At 71.4% G+C, this 22,772-nt stretch carries 20 protein-coding genes and 1 pseudogene; 5 read left to right on the top strand and 16 right to left on the bottom strand.

Going from position 1 to position 22,772, the window contains the following annotated elements:
• Positions 1-13 precede the first annotated feature (13 nt).
• Complete coding sequence (locus ACTWQO_RS10315; protein ID WP_443236919.1) at positions 14-757, top strand: GntR family transcriptional regulator; 744 nt, start codon at positions 14-16, stop codon at positions 755-757.
• On the opposite strand, the gene ACTWQO_RS10310 is transcribed toward ACTWQO_RS10315, so the two are convergent.
• On the bottom strand, positions 735-1,709 hold the full coding sequence (locus ACTWQO_RS10310) for an anti-sigma factor RsbA family regulatory protein (RefSeq protein WP_443236918.1): 975 nt from the start codon (positions 1,707-1,709) through the stop codon (positions 735-737). The genes ACTWQO_RS10315 and ACTWQO_RS10310 overlap by 23 nt on opposite strands.
• Positions 1,706-2,599, bottom strand: a complete 894-nt coding sequence (locus tag ACTWQO_RS10305) for an MEDS domain-containing protein (protein ID WP_443236917.1) — start codon at positions 2,597-2,599, stop codon at positions 1,706-1,708. The genes ACTWQO_RS10310 and ACTWQO_RS10305 overlap by 4 nt, the downstream gene beginning before the upstream one ends.
• Positions 2,600-2,703: 104 nt before the next feature.
• Here ACTWQO_RS10305 and ACTWQO_RS10300 point away from each other — a divergent pair, with 104 nt between their 5' ends.
• Positions 2,704-4,779 (top strand): ATP-binding protein, encoded by a 2,076-nt coding sequence (locus tag ACTWQO_RS10300; RefSeq protein ID WP_443236916.1) that lies wholly within the window; start codon positions 2,704-2,706, stop codon positions 4,777-4,779.
• A gap of 60 nt (positions 4,780-4,839) precedes the next feature.
• Here ACTWQO_RS10300 and ACTWQO_RS10295 read toward each other — a convergent pair whose 3' ends face one another.
• From ACTWQO_RS10295 to ACTWQO_RS10270, 6 genes are all read right to left on the bottom strand, one after another.
• A complete protein-coding gene (locus tag ACTWQO_RS10295; RefSeq protein ID WP_443236915.1) occupies positions 4,840-5,583 on the bottom strand; it encodes a class I SAM-dependent methyltransferase in 744 nt (247 codons plus the stop codon).
• Positions 5,584-5,673: 90 nt separating this feature from the next.
• Positions 5,674-6,255 carry an Rv1733c family protein gene (locus ACTWQO_RS10290; RefSeq protein WP_443236914.1) on the bottom strand — a complete coding sequence of 194 codons (582 nt, stop codon included), beginning with the start codon at positions 6,253-6,255 and terminating at the stop codon, positions 5,674-5,676.
• A gap of 77 nt (positions 6,256-6,332) precedes the next feature.
• Entirely contained in the window at positions 6,333-7,748 is a 1,416-nt protein-coding gene (locus ACTWQO_RS10285; protein ID WP_443236913.1) for an MFS transporter, read from the bottom strand.
• Between the two features lie 169 nt (positions 7,749-7,917).
• A complete protein-coding gene (locus tag ACTWQO_RS10280) occupies positions 7,918-9,162 on the bottom strand; it encodes an RNA polymerase sigma factor (protein ID WP_443236912.1) in 1,245 nt (414 codons plus the stop codon).
• On the bottom strand, positions 9,159-9,500 hold the full coding sequence (locus ACTWQO_RS10275) for a YciI family protein (protein WP_443236911.1): 342 nt from the start codon (positions 9,498-9,500) through the stop codon (positions 9,159-9,161). Before ACTWQO_RS10275 ends, ACTWQO_RS10280 begins: the two co-directional genes overlap by 4 nt.
• The gene (locus tag ACTWQO_RS10270; protein WP_443236910.1) at positions 9,497-10,240 is read right to left on the bottom strand and encodes an SgcJ/EcaC family oxidoreductase; all 744 of its coding nucleotides are present in this window, start codon (positions 10,238-10,240) and stop codon (positions 9,497-9,499) included. The genes ACTWQO_RS10275 and ACTWQO_RS10270 overlap by 4 nt, the downstream gene beginning before the upstream one ends.
• A gap of 118 nt (positions 10,241-10,358) precedes the next feature.
• On the opposite strand from ACTWQO_RS10270, the gene ACTWQO_RS10265 reads away from it, so the two are divergent.
• From ACTWQO_RS10265 to ACTWQO_RS10255, 3 genes and pseudogenes are all read left to right on the top strand, one after another.
• Positions 10,359-11,186, top strand: a complete 828-nt coding sequence (locus ACTWQO_RS10265; protein ID WP_443236909.1) for a class I SAM-dependent methyltransferase — start codon at positions 10,359-10,361, stop codon at positions 11,184-11,186.
• A gap of 295 nt (positions 11,187-11,481) precedes the next feature.
• Entirely contained in the window at positions 11,482-12,624 is a 1,143-nt protein-coding gene (gene rho, locus ACTWQO_RS10260; RefSeq protein ID WP_443236908.1) for a transcription termination factor Rho, read from the top strand.
• Positions 12,625-12,712: 88 nt separating this feature from the next.
• Positions 12,713-13,549 (top strand): annotated as a pseudogene (locus tag ACTWQO_RS10255) (D-alanyl-D-alanine carboxypeptidase family protein); the annotation flags it as partial.
• 83 nt (positions 13,550-13,632) lie between these two features.
• Here the strand turns inward: ACTWQO_RS10255 and ACTWQO_RS10250 are convergent.
• The 8 genes from ACTWQO_RS10250 to ACTWQO_RS10215 all read right to left on the bottom strand — a co-directional run.
• Positions 13,633-14,991: a glycosyltransferase 87 family protein gene (locus tag ACTWQO_RS10250; RefSeq protein ID WP_443236907.1), complete on the bottom strand. Its 1,359-nt coding sequence runs from the start codon at positions 14,989-14,991 to the stop codon at positions 13,633-13,635.
• Complete coding sequence (mptB, locus tag ACTWQO_RS10245) at positions 14,988-16,388, bottom strand: polyprenol phosphomannose-dependent alpha 1,6 mannosyltransferase MptB (protein ID WP_443236906.1); 1,401 nt, start codon at positions 16,386-16,388, stop codon at positions 14,988-14,990. The genes ACTWQO_RS10250 and mptB overlap by 4 nt, the downstream gene beginning before the upstream one ends.
• Before the next feature lie 123 nt (positions 16,389-16,511).
• Complete coding sequence (locus ACTWQO_RS10240) at positions 16,512-17,432, bottom strand: glutaminase (RefSeq protein WP_443236905.1); 921 nt, start codon at positions 17,430-17,432, stop codon at positions 16,512-16,514.
• Between the two features lie 45 nt (positions 17,433-17,477).
• Complete coding sequence (gene aspA / locus ACTWQO_RS10235; protein ID WP_443236904.1) at positions 17,478-18,887, bottom strand: aspartate ammonia-lyase; 1,410 nt, start codon at positions 18,885-18,887, stop codon at positions 17,478-17,480.
• Positions 18,888-19,003: 116 nt separating this feature from the next.
• Positions 19,004-20,020 carry an asparaginase gene (locus ACTWQO_RS10230; RefSeq protein WP_443236903.1) on the bottom strand — a complete coding sequence of 339 codons (1,017 nt, stop codon included), beginning with the start codon at positions 20,018-20,020 and terminating at the stop codon, positions 19,004-19,006.
• Positions 20,021-20,052: 32 nt separating this feature from the next.
• On the bottom strand, positions 20,053-21,495 hold the full coding sequence (locus tag ACTWQO_RS10225) for an amino acid permease (protein WP_443236902.1): 1,443 nt from the start codon (positions 21,493-21,495) through the stop codon (positions 20,053-20,055).
• A complete protein-coding gene (locus ACTWQO_RS10220; RefSeq protein ID WP_443237104.1) occupies positions 21,492-22,169 on the bottom strand; it encodes a FadR/GntR family transcriptional regulator in 678 nt (225 codons plus the stop codon). Before ACTWQO_RS10220 ends, ACTWQO_RS10225 begins: the two co-directional genes overlap by 4 nt.
• A gap of 152 nt (positions 22,170-22,321) precedes the next feature.
• On the bottom strand, positions 22,322-22,772 hold a 451-nt coding region (locus tag ACTWQO_RS10215), incomplete at its 5' end, for an undecaprenyl-diphosphate phosphatase (protein ID WP_443236901.1).

Here is a 22,772-nt window from a genome sequence, read left to right as displayed (position 1 = left end):
CAGGAGGCGCGGCATGGCCCGCACCACCCCCCATGACCATCCGCTCACCGAAGGACAGCCCCTCTACTGGCACATCGCGACGGAGTTGCTCGGCGAGCTGCGCGACGGCACCATCCCGCCCGGCGAACGGCTCCCCGGGGAGCGGCAGTTGGCAGGGCACTTCGGCGTCAGCAGGGAGACCGTACGGCAGGCGCTGGAGGTGCTCCGCCGGGGCGGCCTGGTCGCCACCGACCGCCGGGGCAGCCACGCGGCGCTGCCCGGCCCGCCGGTCGGAACCCCGCCCTCGCTCGCCTTCCCGGTCGGAGCCCGGACCACCGATCCGGCCGCCGTCGGCCGGGCCACCGTCACCTGGGAGGCTCCCCCGCCGGAACACGCCACGGCCCTGGGGCTCGCCCCGCACCGGCCGACGCTCGTCCACCGCTACGAGTCCGCCACCGCCGACGGCCACGGACGGCGTACGGCCGTGACGTCGTTCTCCGCCGTCGCCCTCACCGAGGTGGAGGAACTGGGGCGCTATCGCGACCGGGCCGACGGCGCCGCCGCGGCGCAGCTGAGGCGGGTCTACGACTGGATGCGCCAGGCGGGACTGACCCTGCACCACCGGGACTCCATCACCCGCCTCCCGGACACACCCTCGGTCCGGGTCACGCGGCAGGTGCGCGACCAGTACGCCCGGCCGCTGGAGATCACCGATCTCGTCGTGGACGCCCACCAGGACGCCCTCGTCTACGAGTTCACACTGCCTGCGGCGGGCTGACCGCGCCGGAGCGCCGGAAGTACAGCCGCAGCACGGAGCCCGCCGGGTCGAGGTCCTCGGCGGCCAGGTCGCTCAACTGCCGTACCAGCCACAGACCGTGGCCGCCTGCGGCGCGCGGGTCGGGCGGCAGGTGGCCGGGGAACCCGGGGCGGGGCACCGATGTATGGGCGCCGGCGTCCAGGATCTCGCAGACGAGGTGCTCCGGGTCGCTGCGCAACCGGACCACGCCCTGCCCACCGCCGTAGCGCACCGCGTTGACCACGGCCTCGTGCACCGCCGCCACCATGTCGTACGTCCGTTGCGCGGACATGCCGTGGCGGCGGGCGTACCCGGCGAGGGCGCGGCGGACGGCCGCCGAACGGCCGCGGCAGAAGCGGATGTCGTCCGGTCCGGCGCGCAACGGGTCCGGGCGGCGCTGTGCGGTGACCTCCGCGGAGAAGTCCGCCGGGTCCGCGTAGTCGCCGCTGGGCTCGGACGAGCGGGCGCCCAGGGCGAGTTCGGGATGGGTCCGTCGTGCGGTGGCCAGGACGGTCGCCGTGAGCGCGCGGGTGTCGTACGGGCACAGGAGCCAGTGGTCGGAGCCGGCGAAGGCGACGTTCACGAGGGACTCGTAGCGCATCCATTCCTGTGTCTCGAAGTCGGTGCGGCCCGTCCAGACGGGTTCGCCGACGACACGGACGCGGCGGCCCGTGTCCTGCCGGCGGCAGTAGGCGTGGTAGCGGCCCAGCGTGCGGGAGGGGTAGTCGTACCAGTCGCGGGAGTCGGCGAACTCGACGTCCCGGGCCCTGCTGCCGAGGGCCTCGGTCAGCAGGGCGCTGTGGTGTCCGCTCAGCACGGCGAGAACGACGTCGCCGGCGTCGAGGCCGTCGCGGACGAAGTCGGCGGTACCGGTGAGGAATTCCTGGTCGGAGCCGTAGCACAGCGCCTGGTGCACAAAGCCCGTGCGGGTCATGGCGGCTCTCCTTGGGGTTCGATGCGCAGGCCGGGGACGCGGTCCCAGCCGGCTACCCGCATCACCCGGCGGATGTGCGGGGCGACGCCGGACAGTTCGAGGGTGCCGCCGGCCGCGGACAGGTCGAGGGCGCAGAACACCAGCAGCCGCAGGGCACCCACGTCGATGAAGTGCACGCCGCCGAGATCGAGCCGGGCGCGGGCGCCGTGCGCGGTGCGGGCCAGCGCGCGATTCCGTTCGGCGTGCAGGGCGCGGGCGACGGCGGTGACGTTCGAGTCGTCGATCTCACCGGCGAGGGCGAGGCCAGGGGGGACGAAGGTGCGGGTGATGGACAGGAGGTCGTCGCGCCATATGTCGTCGGCGCCGACCCGGCCGTGGTGCAGTCCGGCGATCGGGGCGAGTTCGGCCTCGTCGAAGACCCGGCGGTCGTACTGGCAGATGCCCAGCACCGGCAGCGACGCGAACACGGGGTCCAGCAGCAACTCGCTGTCGTGCAGCGTCTTGAGCCCCTGGCCGGCCTGGGCGCGCAGGATCTCGGTGCCCACGCGCAGGGCGAGGAAGCCGTCGCCGACGGCGCGGCGTGCCTCGCGGCGGATCATCTCGTCGAGGTCCCACAGGCCTTCGGGCCCGGCGAGATGACCGTCGACACAGAGCCGGCCGGCCGCGACCTCCTCGTCGACCCGGCAGCCGTGCACTTCCAGGAAGGACAGGGCGACGCCGGCCGGGATGTCCGCGGGCGGCAGCAGGAGCCCGCGGTGGCCGCTGGCCAGGCCGTCCAGCAGGAACGCGGCGAGAACGGTCTCGCGTTCCTCGTCGGTGTCGTAGCCGAGGAGCAGATGGTCGCCGTGGCGCATCTGTCCCACGGTCGTCAGAGCGGGCACGACGGTCATCCCGCACCTCCCTGAGTGGGCCGGGACTGCTTCCACGCTACGCCGGAAGCAGCCGTCCCGTGAGGGGTTAAGGTGACCGCCATCGGTTCCGGTGAGGGAGGACGATGGCGGCCTCTGTGCAGGGCGGCAGGACCGGCAACCTGCCCGCCGAGGCAAACGCGTTCGTCGGCCGCGGGGACGAACTCGCCGCAATCGCGAGGCTGTTGGGGACCGAGCGGCTCGTGACGCTCACCGGGCCCGGAGGTGTCGGCAAGTCCCGGCTCGCCCTGCGTGCCGCGCATGCCACGCACGCCGGATATCCGGGCGGAGCGTGGCTGGTGGAGCTGTCGGAACTCCGGGATCCGGATCTGCTGGTGAACGCCGTGGCGCAGGCGACCCGGTCGACCGAGCAGACGCTGCGACCGCTGCTGGAAACGGTCTGCGAACATCTCGCGGGGGCGCCGCTGCTGCTCCTTCTGGACACCTGCGAGCATGTGCTGGACGAGTGCGCGCGTGTCGTGCAGGAACTCCTCGCACACGTAGCGGAATTGCGGGTGCTGGCGACCAGTCGGCAGCCGCTGGGCGTGCCGGGCGAGCATCTGCTCACGGTGGCTCCGCTGCCGCTGGGCGAGCGCGACGACGCGGTGGCGCTGTTCACGGCACGCGCGGCGGCGGCCGTGCCTTCGTTCGCGCTCACCGAGGCCAACCGGCCGCGTGTGGCGGCCATCTGTGCCCGCCTGGACGGGATTCCGCTGGCCCTGGAGATCGCCGCCGTGCGCCTGCGCGGGTTCCCGCTCGACCGGCTCCTGGAGGGCCTCGACTCCCGCTTCGACCTGCTCGTCTCCCCCGCGCGGCCACGCCTGGCCAGGCACCAGACGCTGCGCACGGCCATCGGCTGGAGCCACGAGCTGTGCACGCCGCTGGAACGGCTGCTGTGGGCGCGGCTGTCGGTGTTCGCGGGCGGTTGGGACGTCGAGGCCGCCGAATTCGTGTGCCACGGCGGCCCGCTGGACGCCGAGGAGATCCTCGCACTGCTGGCCTCGCTCACCGAGAAGTCCATCGTGACCCGTGAGGGCGACGGGGCGGCGGTGCGCTACCGCATGCTGGACACGGTCCGTTCGTTCGGCGCCGAATGGCTCACGGGACTCGGTGAGAAGGAGGCGCTTCGGCGGCGCCACCGGGACTACTACCGCTGGATCGCCCGCCAGGGCGAGGCGGAGTGGCTCGGCCCCGGTCAGCGGATGTGGGCCGAGCGGCTGAGCACCGAGCACGGGAACGTGCGGCTGGCCATGGAGGAGTGTCTCGCGGCACCCGAACCCGAGACGGCGCTCGAACTGGCGGGCACCCTCTGGTACTTCTGGTTCGCCTGCGGTTTCACCGAGGAGGGCCGCGCCTACCTGGAGCGGGCGCTGAGCCGCGCTCCCGGCGACGGCGGACCCGAGCACACCCTGGCCGTCTGGGCGCACCGGCTGGTCACCGTCGTCCCGGACGATCTGGAGGCCGCCGAGTCGGTGAGCGCCGCCTATGTGTGGCTCGCGGAGGAACGCCGACTGCCCGTGCCCGCCCTGCCGTTGACGGGGGCGAGTCTGGCCGTGCGGGGCGAGTCGGCACGCTCTGCGGTGCTGTACGGGAGCGCCGGGCGGGCGCCCGCGGGTGACGGCGGCGCCGAGTTCTTCCAACTGCTGACGCTGGCCCTGCAGGCGTATCTCCTGGCCGGGCAGGCCGCGTTCGAGCGGTGTGCGACAGTCGGCGAGCGGCTGCGCCAGGACTGCGCCAAGCGGGGCGAACTGTGGATGCGGGCCTGGGGCGACTTCTTCGTCTCGCTGGCCGGAATCGGTCTCGGCCATGCGGACGAGGCGGTGGGCTCCGCCCGCGAGGCGCTGGCCGCCAAGTGGCGCGTACACGACCGCCTCGGCGCCGCCGCGGTGGCCGACCTCCTGGTCGCCGCTCAGGCCTCCCGCGGCGAGGACGAACTCGCCGCCCGCCTCCTCGGCATCAGCAGACGCCTCTGGCACACCGCCGGCCTGCCGCAGCTGGGCAGCCCCGACACGACCGTCTTCCACCGCGAGTACGAGCGCCGCCTACGCACGACCCTCGGCGACGCCCGCTTCACCGACGCGGTGCGCGCGGGCCAGGAACTGGAACCGGGCGCGGCGCTGAGGCTGGCGTTGGGGGGCGCGAGTGAGGGGCTGGAGCTGTGACGCGCGGCGGGGGCGGGAGATCGTGGGCGGCGGGGCCATGGCGCGGGAAATCCAACCCACTCAGACCGCCCGACGGTGCGCCACGACCATCCGCACGCGCGGGCTGCCGTCCGACCGCTGCCCGAACTCCGGCAGGGCGTGCAGATCGACGTCGAATCCCGCATCCCCCAGCTCCCGCCGTACGTCCCCGAGCCGGAAGGCGCGGTAGTACATGACGAACGGCGGCCGCCACACGGCGTTGCGCACCCGCATCACCGCGTCGAAACCCAGCAGCATCCAGTAGGCGGGGGAAGTGGGACGCGGCGGCGCGACCACCGGGAAGACGAAGCAGCCGCCCGGCCGCAGCACGGAGTGGACCTGTGCGAACAGTCCGGGCAGCTCACGGGGGAGGAAGTGCCCGAACGCCCCGAAACTCACGACAAGATCGAAGGCGGGCGCGAAGGGCAGGGCACGAGCGTCCGCCCGGACCCAGTCGACCCGCGGCCCCTCCACCCGCGACCCCTCCGTCCGCGTCCCTTCCCGCGCCACGGCGAGCATCCCGGCGCTGAAGTCGACCCCGGTGACGCTCTCCCGGCACACCCGCGCCAGCACGCCGACGCCCGCTCCGGTTCCGCAGCACAGGTCGAGCCCGGCATCGAACGGACCGATCCGGTCCAGCGCCCGTGCGACCGCGTCGAGCACCGAATCCGGGGTCCGGAAGGGGGTGTGATCGAATTTCGGGGCGAGCAGGTCATAGCCGCGCTCGACGGACGACAGCGCCTGGACGGCGAGTTCGCGGAGACTGGGGCCTTCGGGGCTGAACATTCGCGTCAGCTTAGGGGAACGGGACGGCGGCCACCGGGCACAGGAGTGCGCGACGCCCCCGACCACACGGTCCTGGCGGACGGATCGGCCTCAGCCCGTCCTGCCGCCCCGCCGGGTGTCGACGCGCTCCCACTCGGCATCCCATTGCGCCATCCTCCGCCGGTCCAGCACCACCCGAGCCCCATAGGAACCGCCGATCACGACCGCGCCCGCGACCGCCCCGGCCAGGACGCCCGCCAGGACCGACTGGAGCCTGGCCTCACCGGGCGACACGGGTTCGGCCGCCAGGGTTCCGGCCTGATCGGTCCAGACGGTGACACGGGACCCGGCGGGGGTATCGGGCCGTACCTTGGTCAGGCCCGTACGGGTCTGACCGTCCGCCGTCGTCCAGCGGGCGTCGGCCCACACCAGATCACCGTCGGCCTCGCTCACGGTCGGCCTGTCCCCCGCGTCCGCGACGAGGACGGCGGTGACCCGCTGCCGCTCCACCCGCTGCCGGTCCAGGTCGTGCTGTACGGCGGCCTGGGTCACCAGCCCCACCGGCAGCGCGCAGACGACCGCCAGGATCCACGCGCCGAGCACGAGCCAGGCCTCGACCACATCGATACGCCGCCGGAGCGGATTGCGCCGCCACCGCCACATCCGCACCGTCGGACGCCGTGTCCTCTTCATCGGTCGACACCCCCTTGCCAGCGCCGACATCACACTCACAGTGTCCTCCTGGACGGCGCTCCCGGCGCTGCGGGGATTCAGAGATGCTGAGCGGGATGCTTCTCGACCGGCAGGGGCTCCACTGGCCGCCGCGGCCGACGCAGCAGGACCAGCGCACACGCCAGCCCGGCAGCCGCGAGGACGACACACGCCGTGAACGCGGCCCGATACCCGGCGACAGGACCCGTGTACGACACGGCGACCGACGTCACCACGGCCACCCCGAAAGCCCCGCCGATCTGGAAGGCCGCGGTGTTGATGCCGGAGGCCACCCCGGACTCCCGCTCCCGAACTCCGGTGAGGGCGGCGATGGAGCCCGCGACCGCGCAGGCGCCGAGGCCCGGCCCGAAGAGAAGCAGCCCGGGAAGCAGGTCGCGGACGAAACCGCCGTCCACCGGCACCCCGGCCAGCAGCAGGCTGCCCGCACCGACCAGCGCGAGCCCGCCCACCGCGACCGGACGCGCCCCGACCCGGGTGACCAGGGCCTGCCCGGCGTACGAGCCGACCACCGCGCCGACCGGCATCACGACGTTGTAGAGGCCGAAGCGCAGCGGAGACAGACCGAGGACGCCCTGGCCGTACTGCGACAGCGTGTACGACATGCCGAAGGCCGAGGAGCCGAGCAGGAACACCACCAGGTTGCCACCGCTCACCGACGCCGAGCGCAGCAGCCGCAACGGTACGAGCGGTGCCGTGGAGCGAGTCTCGACGCGGAGGAAGAGCAGGGCCAGTGCGGCGGCCAGGACGAGGAGGCCGATCGTCTGCGCCGAGAGCCAACCGGCGCGCGGGGCCTCCACCAGCGCGTACACACAGGCCACGAGCGCGGCCGTGACGGTCAGCGCGCCGACCGGGTCGTACGAGCGGGCGCGCTCCTCGGCGCGGCTCTCCCGCAGCAGGACCGGGCTCAGGAGCAGCAGGAGCAGGGCGACGGGCGTGTTCAGGAAGAAGATCCATTCCCAGCCGAGCGCGCCGGTGAGAGGGCCGCCGATGAGCAGGGCGGCGGTCGCGCCGAAGCCGCCGCTGCCGGACCAGATGGCGAGGGCCTTGTTGCGTTCATGGCCCTCCTCGAAGGTGTTGAGGAGGAGGGAGAGCGCGGTCGGCGCCATGACGGCGGCCGACACGCCCTGCACCGCCCGCGCTGCCACCAGCACGCCTGCCGTCCAGGCGAATCCGCACAACAGCGAGGACAGCCCGAACAGCAGCGTGCCGGTCATGAAGACGCGGCGGCGGCCCAGCAGGTCCGCGGTCCGGCCGCCGAGGAGGAGCAGCCCTCCGAAGGTCAGCAGATAGGCGCTGATGACCCACTGGGCGCCGCTCGCGGAGAAGCCGAGGCCCTCCGCGATGGACGGCAGCGCGAGGAGGACGATCTGCGCGTCGAGGATCACCATGAACCCGGCGACGCAGAGCAGGGCGAGGGCATGCCAGCGACGGGGGTCGGGCGTGGCGGCGGTCATGGTCAGCCTCCCAGGCGCAGTCCGGCGAGCCAGACGTCCGGGGTGCCCGGAGACATGTCTTCGCGTGGGATGACCGACTGCCGCAGCTGTGTCAGGAGCTTGCGTACGAGGGCTTTCATCGGAACCTCCGGTGTCGGTGGGGGTCTGTCACCCCACCGACGAACGGCCCCTACGCCGATCGACACTCCGCGAGCCGCTTTTCGAGGAACCGCCTCTCGGCGTCGTTCACGACCAGTTCCAGCGCCTGTTCGTACGCCGCTGCCGCCTCAGCCGTACGACCGCTGCGGCGCAGCAGGTCCGCACGGGTGGCCGGCAACAGGTGATACCCGGACAGCTCGCCCTCGGTCTCCAGCTCCGCCACCAGCGCCAGGCCCGCGTCCGGGCCCTGCGCCATGCCGACGGCGACCGCGCGGTTGAGCCGGACGACGGCCGAGGGCACGAACCGGGCCAGCTCCCCGTACAGCGCGGCGATGTCGGCCCAGTCGGTCTGCTCGGCCGTGGCCGCGGTGGTGTGGCAGGCGGCGATGGCGGCCTGGATCTGGTAGGGCCCGGGACTCCCTCGGCGCAGGGCGGTCTCCAGCAGGCTCGTGCCCTCGTCGATCTCGGCGCGGTCCCACACTGTGCGGTCCTGGTCCTCCAGCGTCACCAGCTCGCCCGCCGCGTCCACGCGGGTCGCCCGGCGAGCGTCGTGCAGGAGCAGCAGCGCCAGCAGGCCGAGCACCTCGGGTTCGTCGGGCATGAGCCGGGCCAGCAGCCGGGTGAGGCGGAGGGCCTCCGCGGTGAGGTTCGTGCGCATCAGGTCGGCGCCGGACGTGGCGGCGTACCCCTCGTTGAAGAGCAGGTAGAGCACGCCGAGCACGCCCGTGGTGCGTTCGGGGAGGAGGTGGGCGGGCGGTACGCGGTAGGGGATGCCGGCGTTGCGGATCTTCCGTTTGGCACGCACCAGGCGCTGCGCCATCGTCGCCTCGGGGACGAGGAAGGCGCGGGCGATCTCGGGCGTGGTCAGCCCGGCGAGGGTGCGCAGGGTCAGGGCGACCCGGGCCTCGATGGGGAGGGCGGGGTGGCAGCAGGTGAAGATCAGCCGGAGCCGGTCGTCCTCGACGCCGCTCTCGTCGTACTCGTCGTGTCCGTCGCGTGTCAGCACGGCCGCCTCCCGCAGCTTCGCCGCCCCCACCGCCTCCCGGCGCAGGACGTCCAGGGCCCGGTTGCGCGCGGTCGTCGTCAGCCAGGCGCCGGGGCGTCGCGGCACTCCGTCGCGCCGCCACCGGTCGAGGGCCTGGGCGAAGGCGTCCTGCGCGCACTCCTCGGCGAGGTCCCAGTCGCCGGTCACCCGGATGAGGGTGGCGACGACCTGACCCCATTCCTCGCGGAAGGTGGCGGCGACCGCCTCCTCGACGCCGTCCGTGGAGTTCACTCCCAGACCGGCCGTACCTCGACCGAGCCGCCGCCCAGTGCGGCGGGATGCCGGGAGGCGAGCGCGATGGCCTCGTCGAGATCGGCGACCTCGATGATGTCGAGGCCCGCGACGTACTCCTTGGACTCCACGAACGGCCCGTCGGTGAGCAGGACTTCGTCGCCCTGCACGCGGACGGTCGTCGCGTCGGAAGAGGGACGCAGACGGGCACCGCCCTTCACGATGTCGCGGCTGCGCACCAGGTCGATGTACTCGGTGAAGCGGGGGTCGTCGGCGATTTCCTCGGGGCTGAGTTCCTCGCCGCCGACGGGGGTGCAGATGAACAGCACGTACTTCATGACCGGGCCTCCTCGATTCCGGCGTCGAACGGGGCCGACGTGTGCTGATGGACGATGAGCCACCGGTCGGCGGGGAACCGGTAGCCGGTGGTCACCCGCACCGTGCTGTCCAGCGGCTCCCCCGTGGTGAGGGTGGCCCGCATCCGCACGAGCGCGTGACTGAACGCGACGCTCTCGTCCACGCGGACCCGGAACTCCAGCACCTCGCGCTCCACGGGCCCCGTCACGGTCGAGAACCACCACTCCTGGGCCTTGCGGAAGGCATCGATCCCGCGCTGCTCCAGACCGGCCATGGGGTGGAACACCTCGACGTCCGGGGCGTAGCAGGCGAGCATCCGCGCGATGTCGCGTTCGCGGACCGCTTCGGTCAGTTCCGCGTCGAGCCGGCGGATCGACGCCTCGGCGTCCTCCCCGTCCCACATCGGCCAGAAGGCACGCACCTCCATGGCGCCGATCGCGGCCACGGGGTGCCTGGACGCCGCCTCGATCGCCTCCTCCAGGCTGTCGCACTCGAGGATGTCGTACCCGGCGACGTACTCCTTCGTCTCCGCGAACGGCCCGTCGGTGCGCAGCACTTCGCCGCCGCGCACCCGCACGGTGACGGCCTCGGCGGGCAGGGCGAGGCGGTGGCCGTGGAGGCGGGTGCCGCGGTCGCCGAGTTCCTCCACCCAGGGTTCGACGGGGGCCATGCCGGAGGCGTCGGCGGTGTCGTCGCCGCAGACGAGCAGCATGTATTTCATGGGGTCCTCCCGGTGCTCATGAGCTTCCTACACCCGACCGACGAACGGGCCACGGCCGAATCGACACACCTTCCCTGTTTTTCACGCGAAGAGGCAGGGGCACGGGTTGGATGGCCCCATGACCACCGACGAGTACACACGGCTGATGCGGGCCAACCAGGCCAACTGGGACGCCCGTACCCCCGTCCACCTCGCCAGCCGGTTCTACGGCCTCGACCAGGACCTCGATCCCGACCGCTGGTTCGCCGACTTCGAGTGGGAGGACCTCGGCGAGCTGTCGGGCCGCGATGTGCTCCACCTCCAGTGCCACCTCGGCACCGAGACGCTCGCCTTCGCCCGGCGCGGCGCACGGGCCGTCGGCCTCGACTTCTCGGAGGCGTCGGTGGCGGCGGCGACCGGCATCGCGGAGAAGGCGGGCCTGGACGTCACCTACGTGCAGGCGAACGTGTACGACGCCGTATCCGCCCTGGAGGGACGGCAGTTCGACGTCGTCTACACCGGCAAGGGCGCTCTGTGTTACCTGCCGGACCTGGATCGCTGGGCGGATGTGGTCGCCCAACTCCTGCGACCCGGCGGCCTGTTGTACGTGGTCGAGTTCCATCCGCTGCTCAACTCCCTGGGTCCCAAGCCCACTCCGGGCGAGGGTCCGGAGCTGCTGCTGCGCCATGACTATCTGGGCGGGGACGGCCCCGTGCACCGGGACGCGACGCACACCTACACGGACGGTCCGGCCGTCGAAGGCGCCACGGACAGTTTTGAGTGGATGCACGGAATGGACGAGGTCCTCAACGCGTTGATCGATGCGGGACTGGCCGTCCGGCGGCTGCGGGAGAGCGACGAACTGCCGTGGCAGCGCTGGCCGCAGATGGTGCGTACGCCGTCCGGCTGGTGGCGGCTGCACGAGCCGCGTATCCCGCTGCTGTACGGCCTGCTGGCCGGCCGCTGAGTCTCATCTCACAGACGCGGCAGCGCACCGGGTGGTACGCTGCCGTCAGCACTCGTGTTCGCCGCGTGATCGGCGCCGGTGCCAGTTCTTCTCTCCAGTTCGCCGAACAGCCCGCCCTTTCCCGGGTCAGTGCATCGGCTTCCTGACACCACCTCGCAGCAGCGTTCGTCTGCCGTACCCGAGGTGATGTTCTCCGCCGCCCCGAGGCGCGTCGTACGCCCTCCGGCTCGCGGCTTCTCTCCCCCTTCCTTCCGCATGTCCCATGCACCTTCCGTCCTTGAAAGGACCACCCTCAATGACCACCACACTCGAACACCCTCCCCTTCAGCAGGAACTCCCGGCCCGGGCCGCCACCGGCGTCCTCGACATCGACGCGGGCGGAAAGGGCCACCTGCGCGCCGAGAGCTGCCTGCCTTCCTCCTCCGACCTTCAGGTCCCCGCCGCGCTGATCCGCCGCCACGGCCTGCGCAAGGGCGACCTCGTGGACGGCGTACGCGGCACACAGCGTGCGCTGACCGAGGTCGTACGGATCAACGGCCGCCCCGCCGAGGAGCTGCGCGGTCGCCGTCACTTCCGTGACCTCACGCCGCTGCACCCGCGCGAGCGGCTCCGCCTCGAACACCGGGCGGCCGGCCTGACCGGACGCGTGGCCGACCTGATCGCACCCGTCGGCAAGGGCCAGCGCGGGCTCATCGTGGCCCCGCCCAAGACCGGCAAGACCGTCCTCCTCCAGCAGATCGCGGCCGCCGTCGCCGGCAATCACCCCGAGTGCCGGCTGATGGTCGTGCTGATCGACGAGCGGCCGGAGGAGGTCACCGACATGCGGCGTTCCGTGCACGGCGAGGTGTACGCCTCCACCTTCGATCAGGGGCCCAAGCAGCACATCGCGCTCGCCGAGCTGGTGATCGAGCGGGCCAAGCGGCTCGTCGAGGCCGGCGAGGACGTCGTCATCCTCTTCGACTCCCTCACCCGGCTGTGCCGGGCACACAACAACGCGGCCGCCGCCGGTGGCCGCACTCTCAGCGGCGGCGTGGACGCGACCGCGCTGATCGGGCCGAAGCGGTTCTTCGGCGCCGCCCGGCTGGCCGAGGAGGGCGGTTCGCTCACGATCCTCGCCACGGCCCTGGTGGACACCGGCTCGCGTGCCGACGACTTCTACTTCGAGGAGCTGAAGAGCACCGGCAACATGGAGCTCCGGCTCAGCCGCGAGCTCGCCGCGCGCCGCGTGTTCCCGGCCGTCGAGATCAACCCCTCCGGCACCCGCCGCGAGGAACTCCTGCTGCCCCCGGCCGAGTTGACGGCCGTACGCGGGCTGCGGCGGGTCCTGCAGAGCCGGGACGGGCAGGCAAGCCTGGAGACGCTTCTGGAGCGGATGCGTGACACCCCGGACAACGCGACCTTCCTGCGCCGGATCCAGCCGACACTGCCCGCCTCCTGATCCCCGCGTGTGCGGCATCCGGGTGCACACACGCGGCGCTCGGCCCGGGCAGCGCAGCTCAGGGCGGGGGCGTTCCTAGGTTTCCGGTATGACTATCGGATTTAGGTCCCGTGCGGTCGCGTCGACCTGCGTGCTCTGTACGGCGGGCCTGCTGGCCCTCGCCCCCGCCGGCACCGCCGCCCACCCCGCCGACATGGACCCGGACGCGCCCGGACCCCGACCGGCCACACCGCAGCCGGCCCTGCTGTACCGCTCCGGCACACAGGTCCGGCCGCACCCCCGGACGCCCGAACTCCCGGACGTCTCCGCGCTGTCCTGGGTGGTCGCCGACGCACGCACCGGCGAGGTGCTCGCCGCGCACGACGCGCACCGGAAACTGCCGCCCGCCAGCACGCTCAAGACCCTGTTCGCGCTCACCGTGCTGCCCGTGCTGCCCGGCCGCGTCCGCCACCGGGTCGACGCGGAGGAACTGTCGGACCTCGGTCCCGGAAGCAGCCTGGTCGGGGTCGCCGAGGGCCGCACCTACCGGGTGACCGACCTGTGGAACGGCGTCTTCCTGAACTCCGGCAACGACGCCGTGCACGTCCTGGCCGGGCTCAGCGGCGGCTGGCGCGCCACGGCCCAGCGGATGCAGGCCAAGGCCCGCGCCCTGGGTGCCCGGGACACACGTGTCCTGTCGCCGGACGGCTACGACGCCCCGGGCCAGGTGTCGTCGGCGTTCGACCTCGCGGTGTTCGGCCGCGCGGGGCTGCACCACCGGGACTTCGCCCGGTACTGCGCCACGGCCGTGGCCGAGTTCCCGGGCGGGGGCGGCTGGTCGTACGACATCCACAACACCAACCGGCTGCTGACCGGCGCCGACGGCGTGGACCCCTACCCCGGTCTGATCGGCATCAAGAACGGCTACACCAGCAACGCCGGCTACACGCTCGTCGCCGCCGCCCGCCGCAGCGGGCGCACCCTCGTCGTCACGGTGATGAACCCTCAGGAGGGCGGCCGGCACGCCGTCTACGAGGAAGCGCGGTCGTTGCTCGACTGGGGCTTCGACGCCGCCGGGTGGGTCGATCCGGTGGGGTCGCTGGACGCGTTGCGGGCCAGACCGAGGCCGGCTCCGGAACCGGAAACCGTGCCCGTGGTCGCCACGGCGGCCCCGGACACCGGGCCCGACTGGGCGGCGACGGGCGTGATCGCGGGTGCGGCCGTGCTGGGCGCCGCTGTGGTGGTGCTGGTGGTGCGACGGATGGGCATCCGGCTCACGCGGGACTGACCGACCGGCAGCCACAGCAGCAGGCCGAGCGTGATCCAGGCGTACGTGTTGCTGCCGAGGAATCCGTCGATGCCGGAGGCGTCGTCGAACCACAGCCACACCACGCTGGTGCACAGCACCGCGTACAGCCCGGCCGCGACCCGCGGTTGCCGGGCACGGACCAGCACGGCGAACGCGGGCAGCAGCCACACGAGATGGTGCACCCACGTGATCGGGCTGATCAGGCACGCGGTCAGCCCGGTGAGGGCGAACGCCGCCGCCCAGTCCCCGACGGCGACCGCGCGGCGCGCCCGAACCGCCCACACGCCCAGCAGCACCACGACCACGGCGGCCCACACCGCGCGGTCCGTCTCACCGAGCCGGGCCAGAATCCCCTGCACCGACTGGTTCGACACATAGTCGAGGCGGCCGATCCGGGTCGTGTCCCACATCGCGTCGGTCCAGTAGAACCGTGAGGCGTCGGGCGCCACCAGCGCGGCGAACCCGGTCGCCGCGACGGCGACGACCGAGGCGACGGCGGCGGCACGCCAGCGGCGGGCGAGCAGCAGCAGAAGGATGAAGAGCGCCGGAGTCAGCTTGATCGCGGCCGCGATGCCGATGCCCACCCCCGCCCACCGTCCCCGCCCCGTGGCCAACAGCCAGGAGTCGAACAGGACCAGGGCCAGCAGCAGCACGTTCACCTGGCCGAAGCTGAATGTGTCGCGCAGCGGCTCGAACAGCGCAAGGGCACAGACGCCGAGCGCGCAGCCGTACCAGCCGTACTTCCGCCACGACCGTCCGGCCAGGATGCGCACGACGACCGCGAGCGCCCCCAGGTTGAGCAGCAGCGCCACGGCGATCGCGGCATGCAGCCCGAGCAGCGCCATCGGCAGCATGGCGACGGCCGCGAACGGCGGATACGTGAAGCCGTACGTCGTCCCGGGCACCCGGTAGTCGTAGATACGGCCGCCGTGGTGGACCCACGTGTCGACGGCCCCGTAGTAGACGCGCAGGTCGAACCAGTCGCGCAGCAGCGGAACCGTTGCGGTGAAGACGATGACGACGACGGCGATGGCGCCCACGAGCAGCGCGCGCCCGCGGTCCGTGCGGGGCAGTCTCATACGGTGCTCTCCCGCAGGGGTGCCTGGGCCGCTTGATGGGCCTGCCAGAGGACGACGACGGCGAGCACGCCGCCGGAGACGGCCAGTATCAGTTCCTCGGTGCCCGCCGGGAGGCCGTTCGGCATGGCGAGCAGTGCGACCACTCCGGTCACGGCCGCCAGCCGGTGCCGCACCGAGCTGCTGGGCGCCGCCGCGGCGAGGAGGAACAGCCCCCACAGGGCGTACCAGGGCCGGATCGCCGGGCCGAGGACCACGACTACGGCGAAGCTGAGGCCGAGTGCGTACACCGGGCTGAAGCGTGGGCGGCGCAGCCATATGGCGGCGATGGCCACGGCGGTGGCCACCAGGCCGAGCACGTGCCAGGCCGGCACGGCGAGGGGAGCCAGGTCGCCGAGGCCGAGCTTGGTGAGCACGGTGCCGGTGGCACGGCCGAGCAGGCTGGTGAGCGCCCAGTTCTGCGGGGACACAGGGGTTTTCAGGGCTCCTATCCAGCCGTATCCCGTTCCGGCGAGGGTGGTTGCCACGACGGTCGTCGCGGCCGCGGCGGCTCCCGTGGTGAGCACCGCCCGCACCGGACTGCGGCCCGCGCGGATCTGCAGGGCCACGACCGCGGCGAGCCCGAGCACGGCGGGCGCCTTGACCAGCGCGGCGAGCGTGACCAGGATCGCGCCCAGCACCGGCCACCGGCCGAGGGCCGCGACCAGTCCGACACCGAGCAGCCCGAGCATGATGGCGTCGTTGTGGGCGCCGGCCACCAGGTGCAGCAGCACCAGCGGGTTGAGGGCGCCGAGCCAGAGCGCGGCTGCGGGGTCGGCGCCGCTGTGCCGGGCCAGCCGGGGCAGCGCTGCCGCCATCAAGGCGACGCCGAGCAGCGCGACCAGCCGCATCCCGAACAGCCCCGCCGGAATCTCGCCCCGGGTGATGCCGGAGAGCGCGGAGGCGACGGCGAGGAACACCGGGCCGTACGGAGCACCGGTCTGCTGCCACAGCGGCGACACCTCGTCCGCGAGCGGACCGCCGAGCCGGGCCGGGCCGTGTGCGTAGACGTCCATGTGGGCGTCGACCATCGCCCCTTGTGCGAGATAGCTGTATACGTCCCGGCTGAACAGCGGCGGCGCGAGCAGCAGAGGCGCCGCCCAGACGGCGAGGACGAGCAACATGGCCCGCGGGGACGGCGGTTCAGCGCTGCGGATCAGCCGTCCGAGCAGAGCCCAGGCGGCTATCAGCAGAATGATGCCGAAGTACACGCCGACCAGGCCCAGGGCCGCATGCGCGGACGAGGGCGCGATCAGCTCACGGACCGGCAGGGCTCCCGCCGTCTCACCTCCCAGTGCGAGAAAAGCGGTACCCGCCAGACCGAGAGCCTGGCAGCGACGGAGATCGACGGGAAAAGCCATGGCCAACACTCGGAAAGCGTGTCAACGTCGGGTGGCCGGAAAGCGACCAGCCGCCCACCAGGTGGGGGCCGAAGTGTTACCGGTGTGTGATTGTTGCAGGTCCCGGCGCTGCACAAACCCCTCTCAGAACACTGACAGCCCCGTCAGTGTCGTGAAACGCTCCAACGCCGCTACGCCGGCCACCGAGTTGCCTCGCTCGTCCAGGCCCGGACTCCACACGCACAGCGCGCAACGGCCCGGTACTACGGCGATGATGCCGCCGCCCACGCCGCTCTTGCCGGGGAGGCCCACTCGGTAGGCGAACTCGCCTGCCGCGTCGTAGGTGCCGCAGGTCAGCATCACCGCGTTGACCTGCTTGGCCTGGCTGCGGGTGAGGAGGCGGGTGCCGTCGGCGCGGATGCCGTGGCGGGCGAGGAAGGTGGTGGCCAGGGCGAGGTCGGCGCAGGAGGCGCTGACGGAGCACTGGCGGAAGTACTGGTCGAGGAGGGCCGGTACGGGGGTGTCGATGTTGCCGTAGGACGCCATGAAATGGGCGAGGGCGGCGTTGCGGTCGCCGTGGGCGGATTCGGAGGCGGCGACGTCCTTGTCGAAGGTCAGGTCCGGATTGCCGCTCTCGGCACGCAGGAACGTGAGCAGTTCGCCGGCCGCGTCGCCGGTACGGGTGTGGAGGCGGTCGGTGACGACCAGCGCGCCCGCGTTGATGAACGGGTTGCGTGGGATGCCGTTCTCATACTCCAGCTGCACAAGGGAGTTGAAGGGGTTGCCGGAGGGTTCCCGGCCCACGTGCTCCCAGAGTGCGTCGCCCTCGCGGGCGAGATCGAGGGCGAGGGTGAAGACCTTGGTGATGGACTGCGTGGAGAACGGCTGCCGCCAGTCCCCCACGCCGTACACGGTGCCGTCCGGCTCCGCGACCGCCATGCCGAAGCTGCGCGGGTCGCAGGCCGCGAGTGCGGGGATGTAGTCGGCGGGGTGGCCGCGGCCGGGCAGCCGCCGGATCTCGTCGGCGATGCGTTCCAGGACCGGTGCGAAGGTCGGGGACGTCATGATCACTATTGTGCCTCCGGACCGGTCCTGATGCGCCTGTGCAGGTCAGACGAGAGGTGAGCCGCTGCCCGCGACGACCTCCGGCCGCAGCAGGTCGGCCAGCCGCTCGGCGGGCAACAGGCCCTTCTCCAGGACGAGTTCGGCGACTCCACGTCCGGTGGCGAGGGCTTCCTTGGCGATGTCGGTGGCGGCCGTGTACCCGATGTGCGGGTTGAGGGCGGTGACGAGGCCGATGGAGTTCTCCACGCTCGCGCGCAGCGCCTCGGTGTTGGCGGTGATGCCGGACACGCACCGTTCGGCGAGGGTCAGGCAGGCTGCCCGCAGATGCGTGATGCTCTCGGACAGCGAGTGCAGGATGATCGGCTCGAAGGCGTTGAGCTGGAGCTGCCCGGCCTCCGCGGCCATGGTGATGGTGACGTCGTTGCCGATCACCTCGAAGGCGACCTGGTTGACGACCTCGGGGATCACCGGGTTGACCTTGCCGGGCATGATGCTCGAACCGGCCTGCACGGGCGGCAGGTTGATCTCACCCAGGCCCGCGCGCGGGCCCGACGACAGCAGCCTGAGGTCGTTGCAGCTCTTGGAGAGCTTCACGGCGATCCGCTTCAGCACGCCGGACATCTGGACGAACGCGCCGCAGTCCTGGGTGGCTTCGACCAGGTTGGCCGCGGTGACGAGCGGCAGCCCGGTGATGTCGGCGAGGTGGCGGCGCGCCGACTCGGCGTATCCGGCGGGCGCGTTGAGACCGGTGCCGATCGCCGTGGCACCCAGGTTGATCTCATGGATCAACTCGACAGCCTCGTCAAGACGGCTGCGGTCCTCGTCAATCATGACGGCATAGGCGGAGAACTCCTGACCCAGCGTCATGGGCACCGCGTCCTGCAACTGTGTACGGCCCATCTTGAGCACAGCGCGGAACTCGACAGCCTTGCGGGCGAAGGCGTCCTGCAGTACGGACATCGCCTTGAGCAACCCATGCACCGCGAACACCGTCGCGACCTTGACCGCGGTCGGGTAGACGTCATTGGTCGACTGCCCGAGGTTGACGTCCTCATTGGGATGCAGGTACTCGTACTGCCCCTTCCCATGACCGAGCAGCTCCAACGCCCTGTTCGCAACGACCTCGTTGGCATTCATATTGGTCGACGTACCGGCACCGCCCTGCACCACATCGACCACGAACTGGTCATGCAACTTGCCGTCCCGGATCTCACGACAGGCCTCCACAATGGCAGCGGCCTTCTTCGGCTCCAGCAGCCCGAGCTCCTCATTCGCGAGAGCAGCGGCCTCCTTCACGGCAGCGAGCGCGTCGATCAGATGCGGGTAGGCGGAGATCGGCGTGCCGGTAATGGGAAAGTTCTCCGTGGCACGCAGCGTGTGGATGCCCCAGTACGCATCGCCGGGGACATCACGGTCTCCGAGCAGATCGTGCTCGCGGCGGGTGACGGCGGTCATGAGGGAAGGGTCTCCTTCTCAGGTGGTGAGGGTGAGGCGCCCCTTCAGGGGCGCGGGGAACTGCGCGACCAGCCACACACGGCCCGCAGTCGCCAAACAAGAAATCCGGCACACCCTTAGGCGCAAGCCGAAACAACAACCGGCTCCAGCGACCGAACGGGCCGCACACACCCGACCGCCCGCCCGCCACCCAGCAGCGCCTCACCCTGAAACTCAGTGAGCGCCCCCGGATCAACCCCGGCCCACGCAAGCGCCGCCGCAGCAACCGGCACCCGCGCCCGATTGGCCCCGTCAGCGATCTTCACAGCAACAGCCCGCCCATCAGGAAGGGCCGCGACCTGAACGCCCTCGAACCCGTCCTTGGCAAGCAGCCCCGGCACGGCCCGCATCAACGCGGCCACATCCCGCCCCGAGCCAGAGGCCATCTCCGCATGCTCACGCATAGCGGCGGCGACCCGCGCCTCGGGCGTACCCGGCGCCGCGGTCGTGATGCGGGCGGCGGCGCGCGCAAGGCCGTGCAGCGACACGGAGAACAGCGGCGCCCCACACCCGTCGACGGTCACCGCCGCGATCCGCTGCCCGGTGAGGTCCTCGACGATCTCGGCGATCGCCTGCTGAAGGGGATGCCCAGGATCGAGGTAACCCTCCAGAGACCAGCCATTGAGCCGGCAGGCATACAGCATGGCCGCATGCTTGCAGGAGCAGTTCTGGGCGAGCCGGGACGGCAGGCGGCCGTCCCTCACCCAGGAGTCCCGCACGACCGGGTCGAACGGCAGGTCCGGGACATTGCGGAGGTCGTCCTCGGTGACGCCGGCCAGCTCCAGGATCCGCCGGGTCCCGGCGAGGTGGCGTTCCTCTCCGGAGTGGCTGGCCGCGGCGAGCGACAGCAGCTCTCCGTCGAGCGGCAGCCCGGCGCGCACCATGGCGACGGCCTGGACGGGCTTGAGTGCCGAGCGCGGATAGAAGGCGGCCTCGATGTCACCGAGCTGGAACTGGACCTGGCCGCCGGAGTCGAGGACGACGACGGAGCCGTAGTGGATGCCCTCGATCACCCCGCCGCGTATGAGGTGGGCGACGGGGGCGTGGAGGGGTTCGCGGATCAGGGGTGCGTCCACGAGGGAAGTGCTGTGCATCACTGCCTGGTTGGGTTCGGCCGATACGCGGTTCACGCGTCGGCTCCGGTAGGGGACTTGCGCGCCGTACGGCCGCGGATGGCGTACCAACCCGCGACCAGCGCTGCGGCGATCAGCGGCAGGCACAGCACGGTGGTGCGTCCGGCGCCGCCGTCGGCGTACATGAGGACCAGGACGGAGGCGAGGAAGGCCAGCGTCACGAGTTCGGTCCAGGGGGAGCCCGGCAGTCGGTAGCCGGGGCGGGTGAGTTCGCCCTTCTGGGTCTTCTGCCAGAAGAGCAGGTGACAGATCATGATCATGCCCCAGGTCGCGAGGATGCCGATCGCCGCGAAGTTGAGGACGATCTCGAACGCGTCGGCGGGGACGACGAAGTTGAGGCCCACGCCGAGGACACAGATACCGCTGGTGAGCAGGATTCCGCCGTACGGGACCTGGCTGCGGCTCATCACGGAGGTGAACTTGGGCGCGGAGCCGTTCATGGCCATGGAGCGCAGGATGCGGCCGGTGGAGTACAGGCCGGAGTTGAGCGAGGACATGGCCGCGGTGACGACGACGAGGTTCATCACGCCGCCCGCCGCCGGGACGCCGATGTTGGACAGCACGGTCACGAAGGGGCTCTCGCCGGCGCTGTACTTGTTCCACGGCAGCAGCATCGACAGCAGGACGACCGAGCCGACGTAGAACAGGCCCACACGCCACATGATCGAGTTGATCGCCTTCGGCATGATCTTCTCGGGGTCCTCGGTCTCCCCCGCGGTGACGCCGACCAACTCGACGGAGGCGTAGGCGAAGACGACGCCCTGGATGATCAGCAGCATGGGCAGCATGCCGTTGGGGAAGACGCCGCCGTGGTCGGTGATCAGGGACGGCCCGGGGGTGGCACCGTCGACGGGGTGCTGGGTGACCAGCAGGAAGATCCCGATGCACATGAAGATCACCAGTGCGCTGACCTTGACGATCGCGAACCAGAACTCCAGCTCGCCGAAGATCTTGACCGAGATCAGATTGACGGTCAACACGACCGCGAGGGCGATCAATGCGATCAACCATTGAGGGATGTCGGAGAACATGCCCCAGTAGTGCGTGTACGTGGCCACCGCCGTGATGTCGGCGATGCCGGTCGTGGCCCAGTTGAGGAAGTACATCCAGCCCGCGGTGTACGCGCCCTTCTCGCCCATGAATTCCCGGGCGTACGACACGAAGGCGCCGGACGACGGGCGGTACAGGACGAGTTCGCCGAGGGCCCGGACGACGAGGAACGCGAAGATTCCGCAGACCGCGTAGGCGATGAAGAGCGAAGGGCCGGCGTCGGCGAGGCGGCCGCCGGCGCCGAGGAAGAGGCCGGTGCCGATGGCGCCACCGATGGCGATCATGTTGACGTGCCGGGACTTCAGGGACTTGCTGTAGCCCTCGTCTCCGGCATCGACATGGCCGGAACGTTTCTGCACGCCGTCGTGCAGGGACTGCTCGCTCACGCCTCGGGTCCGCCTTCCGTGGGGGTGTCCGTGCGCGCGGAGCGCACGATGTCGGTGAGGGTCGTCTCGACCCGGTCGAGGTGGTGGGCCATGGCATCGACCGCGTCCTGCTCGCTGCCGTCGATCAGCGCCTCGACGATCGCCCGGTGCTCGCGGTTGGACTGCTCGCGCCGACCGCCCAGCTCGTTGAGGAACGCCGACTGGCGGGCCAGTGCGTCGCGGATCTCCTCGATGACCCGGCGGAACACCGGGTTCTGGGCGGCCTCGGCGACGGCCAGGTGGAAGAGCGTGTCCATCGCGACCCACGCGGTGGTGTCCGTCTCCCGCTCCATGCGGTCGAGAAGGTGGGCCAGATGATCCAGGTTCTCCGGGGTGCGGCGCGCCGCCGCGTACCCGGCGACCGGGATCTCGACATGACGGCGCACTTCCAGGAGGTCACTGGCCGCGTAGTCGCCGAAGGTGGGGTCCTCGACGGTGTTGGCGACGACGAAGGTGCCCTTGCCGGTCTTGGAGACGGTCAGGCCCATCGTCTGCAACGCCCGCAGGGCCTCGCGCAGCACCGGCCGGCTGATCTCCAGGGTGCGGCAGAGCTCCGCCTCGGAGGGGAGCTTGTCCCCGATGGCGTACTCGCCGCGCTCGATGGCGCCGCGGAGGTGTGCCAGCACCGCTTCCATGGCGCTGATGCGCCGCGGAGGCTGACTGGCTGTCCGGCTGTCTGACAGGTTCACGGGAGTGATACTCCGGGCGACGGAAGGGTGCTGTCAAGCCCGGGTGAAAGAAGAGTTTCAGGGGGTGTGAGGGCTGAAAGACCTCACACCCCGGCGTGTCAGCTGTTCAGCACGCCTGTGCCGAGCAGACCGAACAGCAGCAGGCCCACGACGATGCGGTAGATGACGAAGGCGTTGAACGAGTGCTTGGCGACGAACTTCAGCAGCCAGGCGATCGAGGCGTAGGCCACGACGAAGGAGACCAGGGTGCCGACGATCAGCGGAGCGGTGCCGGCCCCCGTGCCGAGGGCGTCCTTCAGTTCGTAGATTCCGGCGCCGGTCAGGGCGGGGATGCCGAGGAAGAACGACAGGCGGGTGGCGGCCACCCGGTCGAGGCCGAGCATCAGCGCGGTGGACATGGTGGCGCCGGAGCGCGAGAAGCCGGGGAAGAGCAGGGCGAGGATCTGCGAGCCCCCGACGAGCATCGCGTCCTTGAAGGACGTGTCGTCCTCCCCTCGTTTGTGCCGCCCCATCCGGTCCGCCGCCCACATCACACCGCTGCCGACGATC

This window comes from Streptomyces sp. 4N124 (assembly GCF_052245395.1).
Lineage (GTDB): Bacteria > Actinomycetota > Actinomycetes > Streptomycetales > Streptomycetaceae > Streptomyces.
Note: the sequence above shows the minus strand (reverse complement) of the source record. Positions and strands in the feature narration are given on the sequence as shown.

Excerpts from the sequence above, each read along its gene's own strand:
- ACTWQO_RS10265 (WP_443236909.1), top strand. The coding sequence starts at position 10,359 with ATGACCACCGACGAGTACACACGGCTGATGCGGGCCAACCAGGCCAAC.
- mptB (WP_443236906.1), bottom strand. The coding sequence starts at position 16,388 with ATGGCTTTTCCCGTCGATCTCCGTCGCTGCCAGGCTCTCGGTCTGGCG.
- ACTWQO_RS10230 (WP_443236903.1), bottom strand. The coding sequence starts at position 20,020 with ATGCACAGCACTTCCCTCGTGGACGCACCCCTGATCCGCGAACCCCTC.
- ACTWQO_RS10240 (WP_443236905.1), bottom strand. The coding sequence starts at position 17,432 with ATGACGTCCCCGACCTTCGCACCGGTCCTGGAACGCATCGCCGACGAG.
- rho (WP_443236908.1), top strand. The coding sequence starts at position 11,482 with ATGACCACCACACTCGAACACCCTCCCCTTCAGCAGGAACTCCCGGCC.
- ACTWQO_RS10270 (WP_443236910.1), bottom strand. The coding sequence starts at position 10,240 with ATGAAATACATGCTGCTCGTCTGCGGCGACGACACCGCCGACGCCTCC.
- ACTWQO_RS10305 (WP_443236917.1), bottom strand. The coding sequence starts at position 2,599 with ATGACCGTCGTGCCCGCTCTGACGACCGTGGGACAGATGCGCCACGGC.
- ACTWQO_RS10310 (WP_443236918.1), bottom strand. The coding sequence starts at position 1,709 with ATGACCCGCACGGGCTTTGTGCACCAGGCGCTGTGCTACGGCTCCGAC.
- ACTWQO_RS10250 (WP_443236907.1), bottom strand. The coding sequence starts at position 14,991 with ATGAGACTGCCCCGCACGGACCGCGGGCGCGCGCTGCTCGTGGGCGCC.
- ACTWQO_RS10220 (WP_443237104.1), bottom strand. The coding sequence starts at position 22,169 with ATGGAAGCGGTGCTGGCACACCTCCGCGGCGCCATCGAGCGCGGCGAG.
- ACTWQO_RS10275 (WP_443236911.1), bottom strand. The coding sequence starts at position 9,500 with ATGAAGTACGTGCTGTTCATCTGCACCCCCGTCGGCGGCGAGGAACTC.
- ACTWQO_RS10285 (WP_443236913.1), bottom strand. The coding sequence starts at position 7,748 with ATGACCGCCGCCACGCCCGACCCCCGTCGCTGGCATGCCCTCGCCCTG.
- ACTWQO_RS10315 (WP_443236919.1), top strand. The coding sequence starts at position 14 with ATGGCCCGCACCACCCCCCATGACCATCCGCTCACCGAAGGACAGCCC.
- ACTWQO_RS10290 (WP_443236914.1), bottom strand. The coding sequence starts at position 6,255 with ATGAAGAGGACACGGCGTCCGACGGTGCGGATGTGGCGGTGGCGGCGC.
- aspA (WP_443236904.1), bottom strand. The coding sequence starts at position 18,887 with ATGACCGCCGTCACCCGCCGCGAGCACGATCTGCTCGGAGACCGTGAT.
- ACTWQO_RS10295 (WP_443236915.1), bottom strand. The coding sequence starts at position 5,583 with ATGTTCAGCCCCGAAGGCCCCAGTCTCCGCGAACTCGCCGTCCAGGCG.
- ACTWQO_RS10300 (WP_443236916.1), top strand. The coding sequence starts at position 2,704 with ATGGCGGCCTCTGTGCAGGGCGGCAGGACCGGCAACCTGCCCGCCGAG.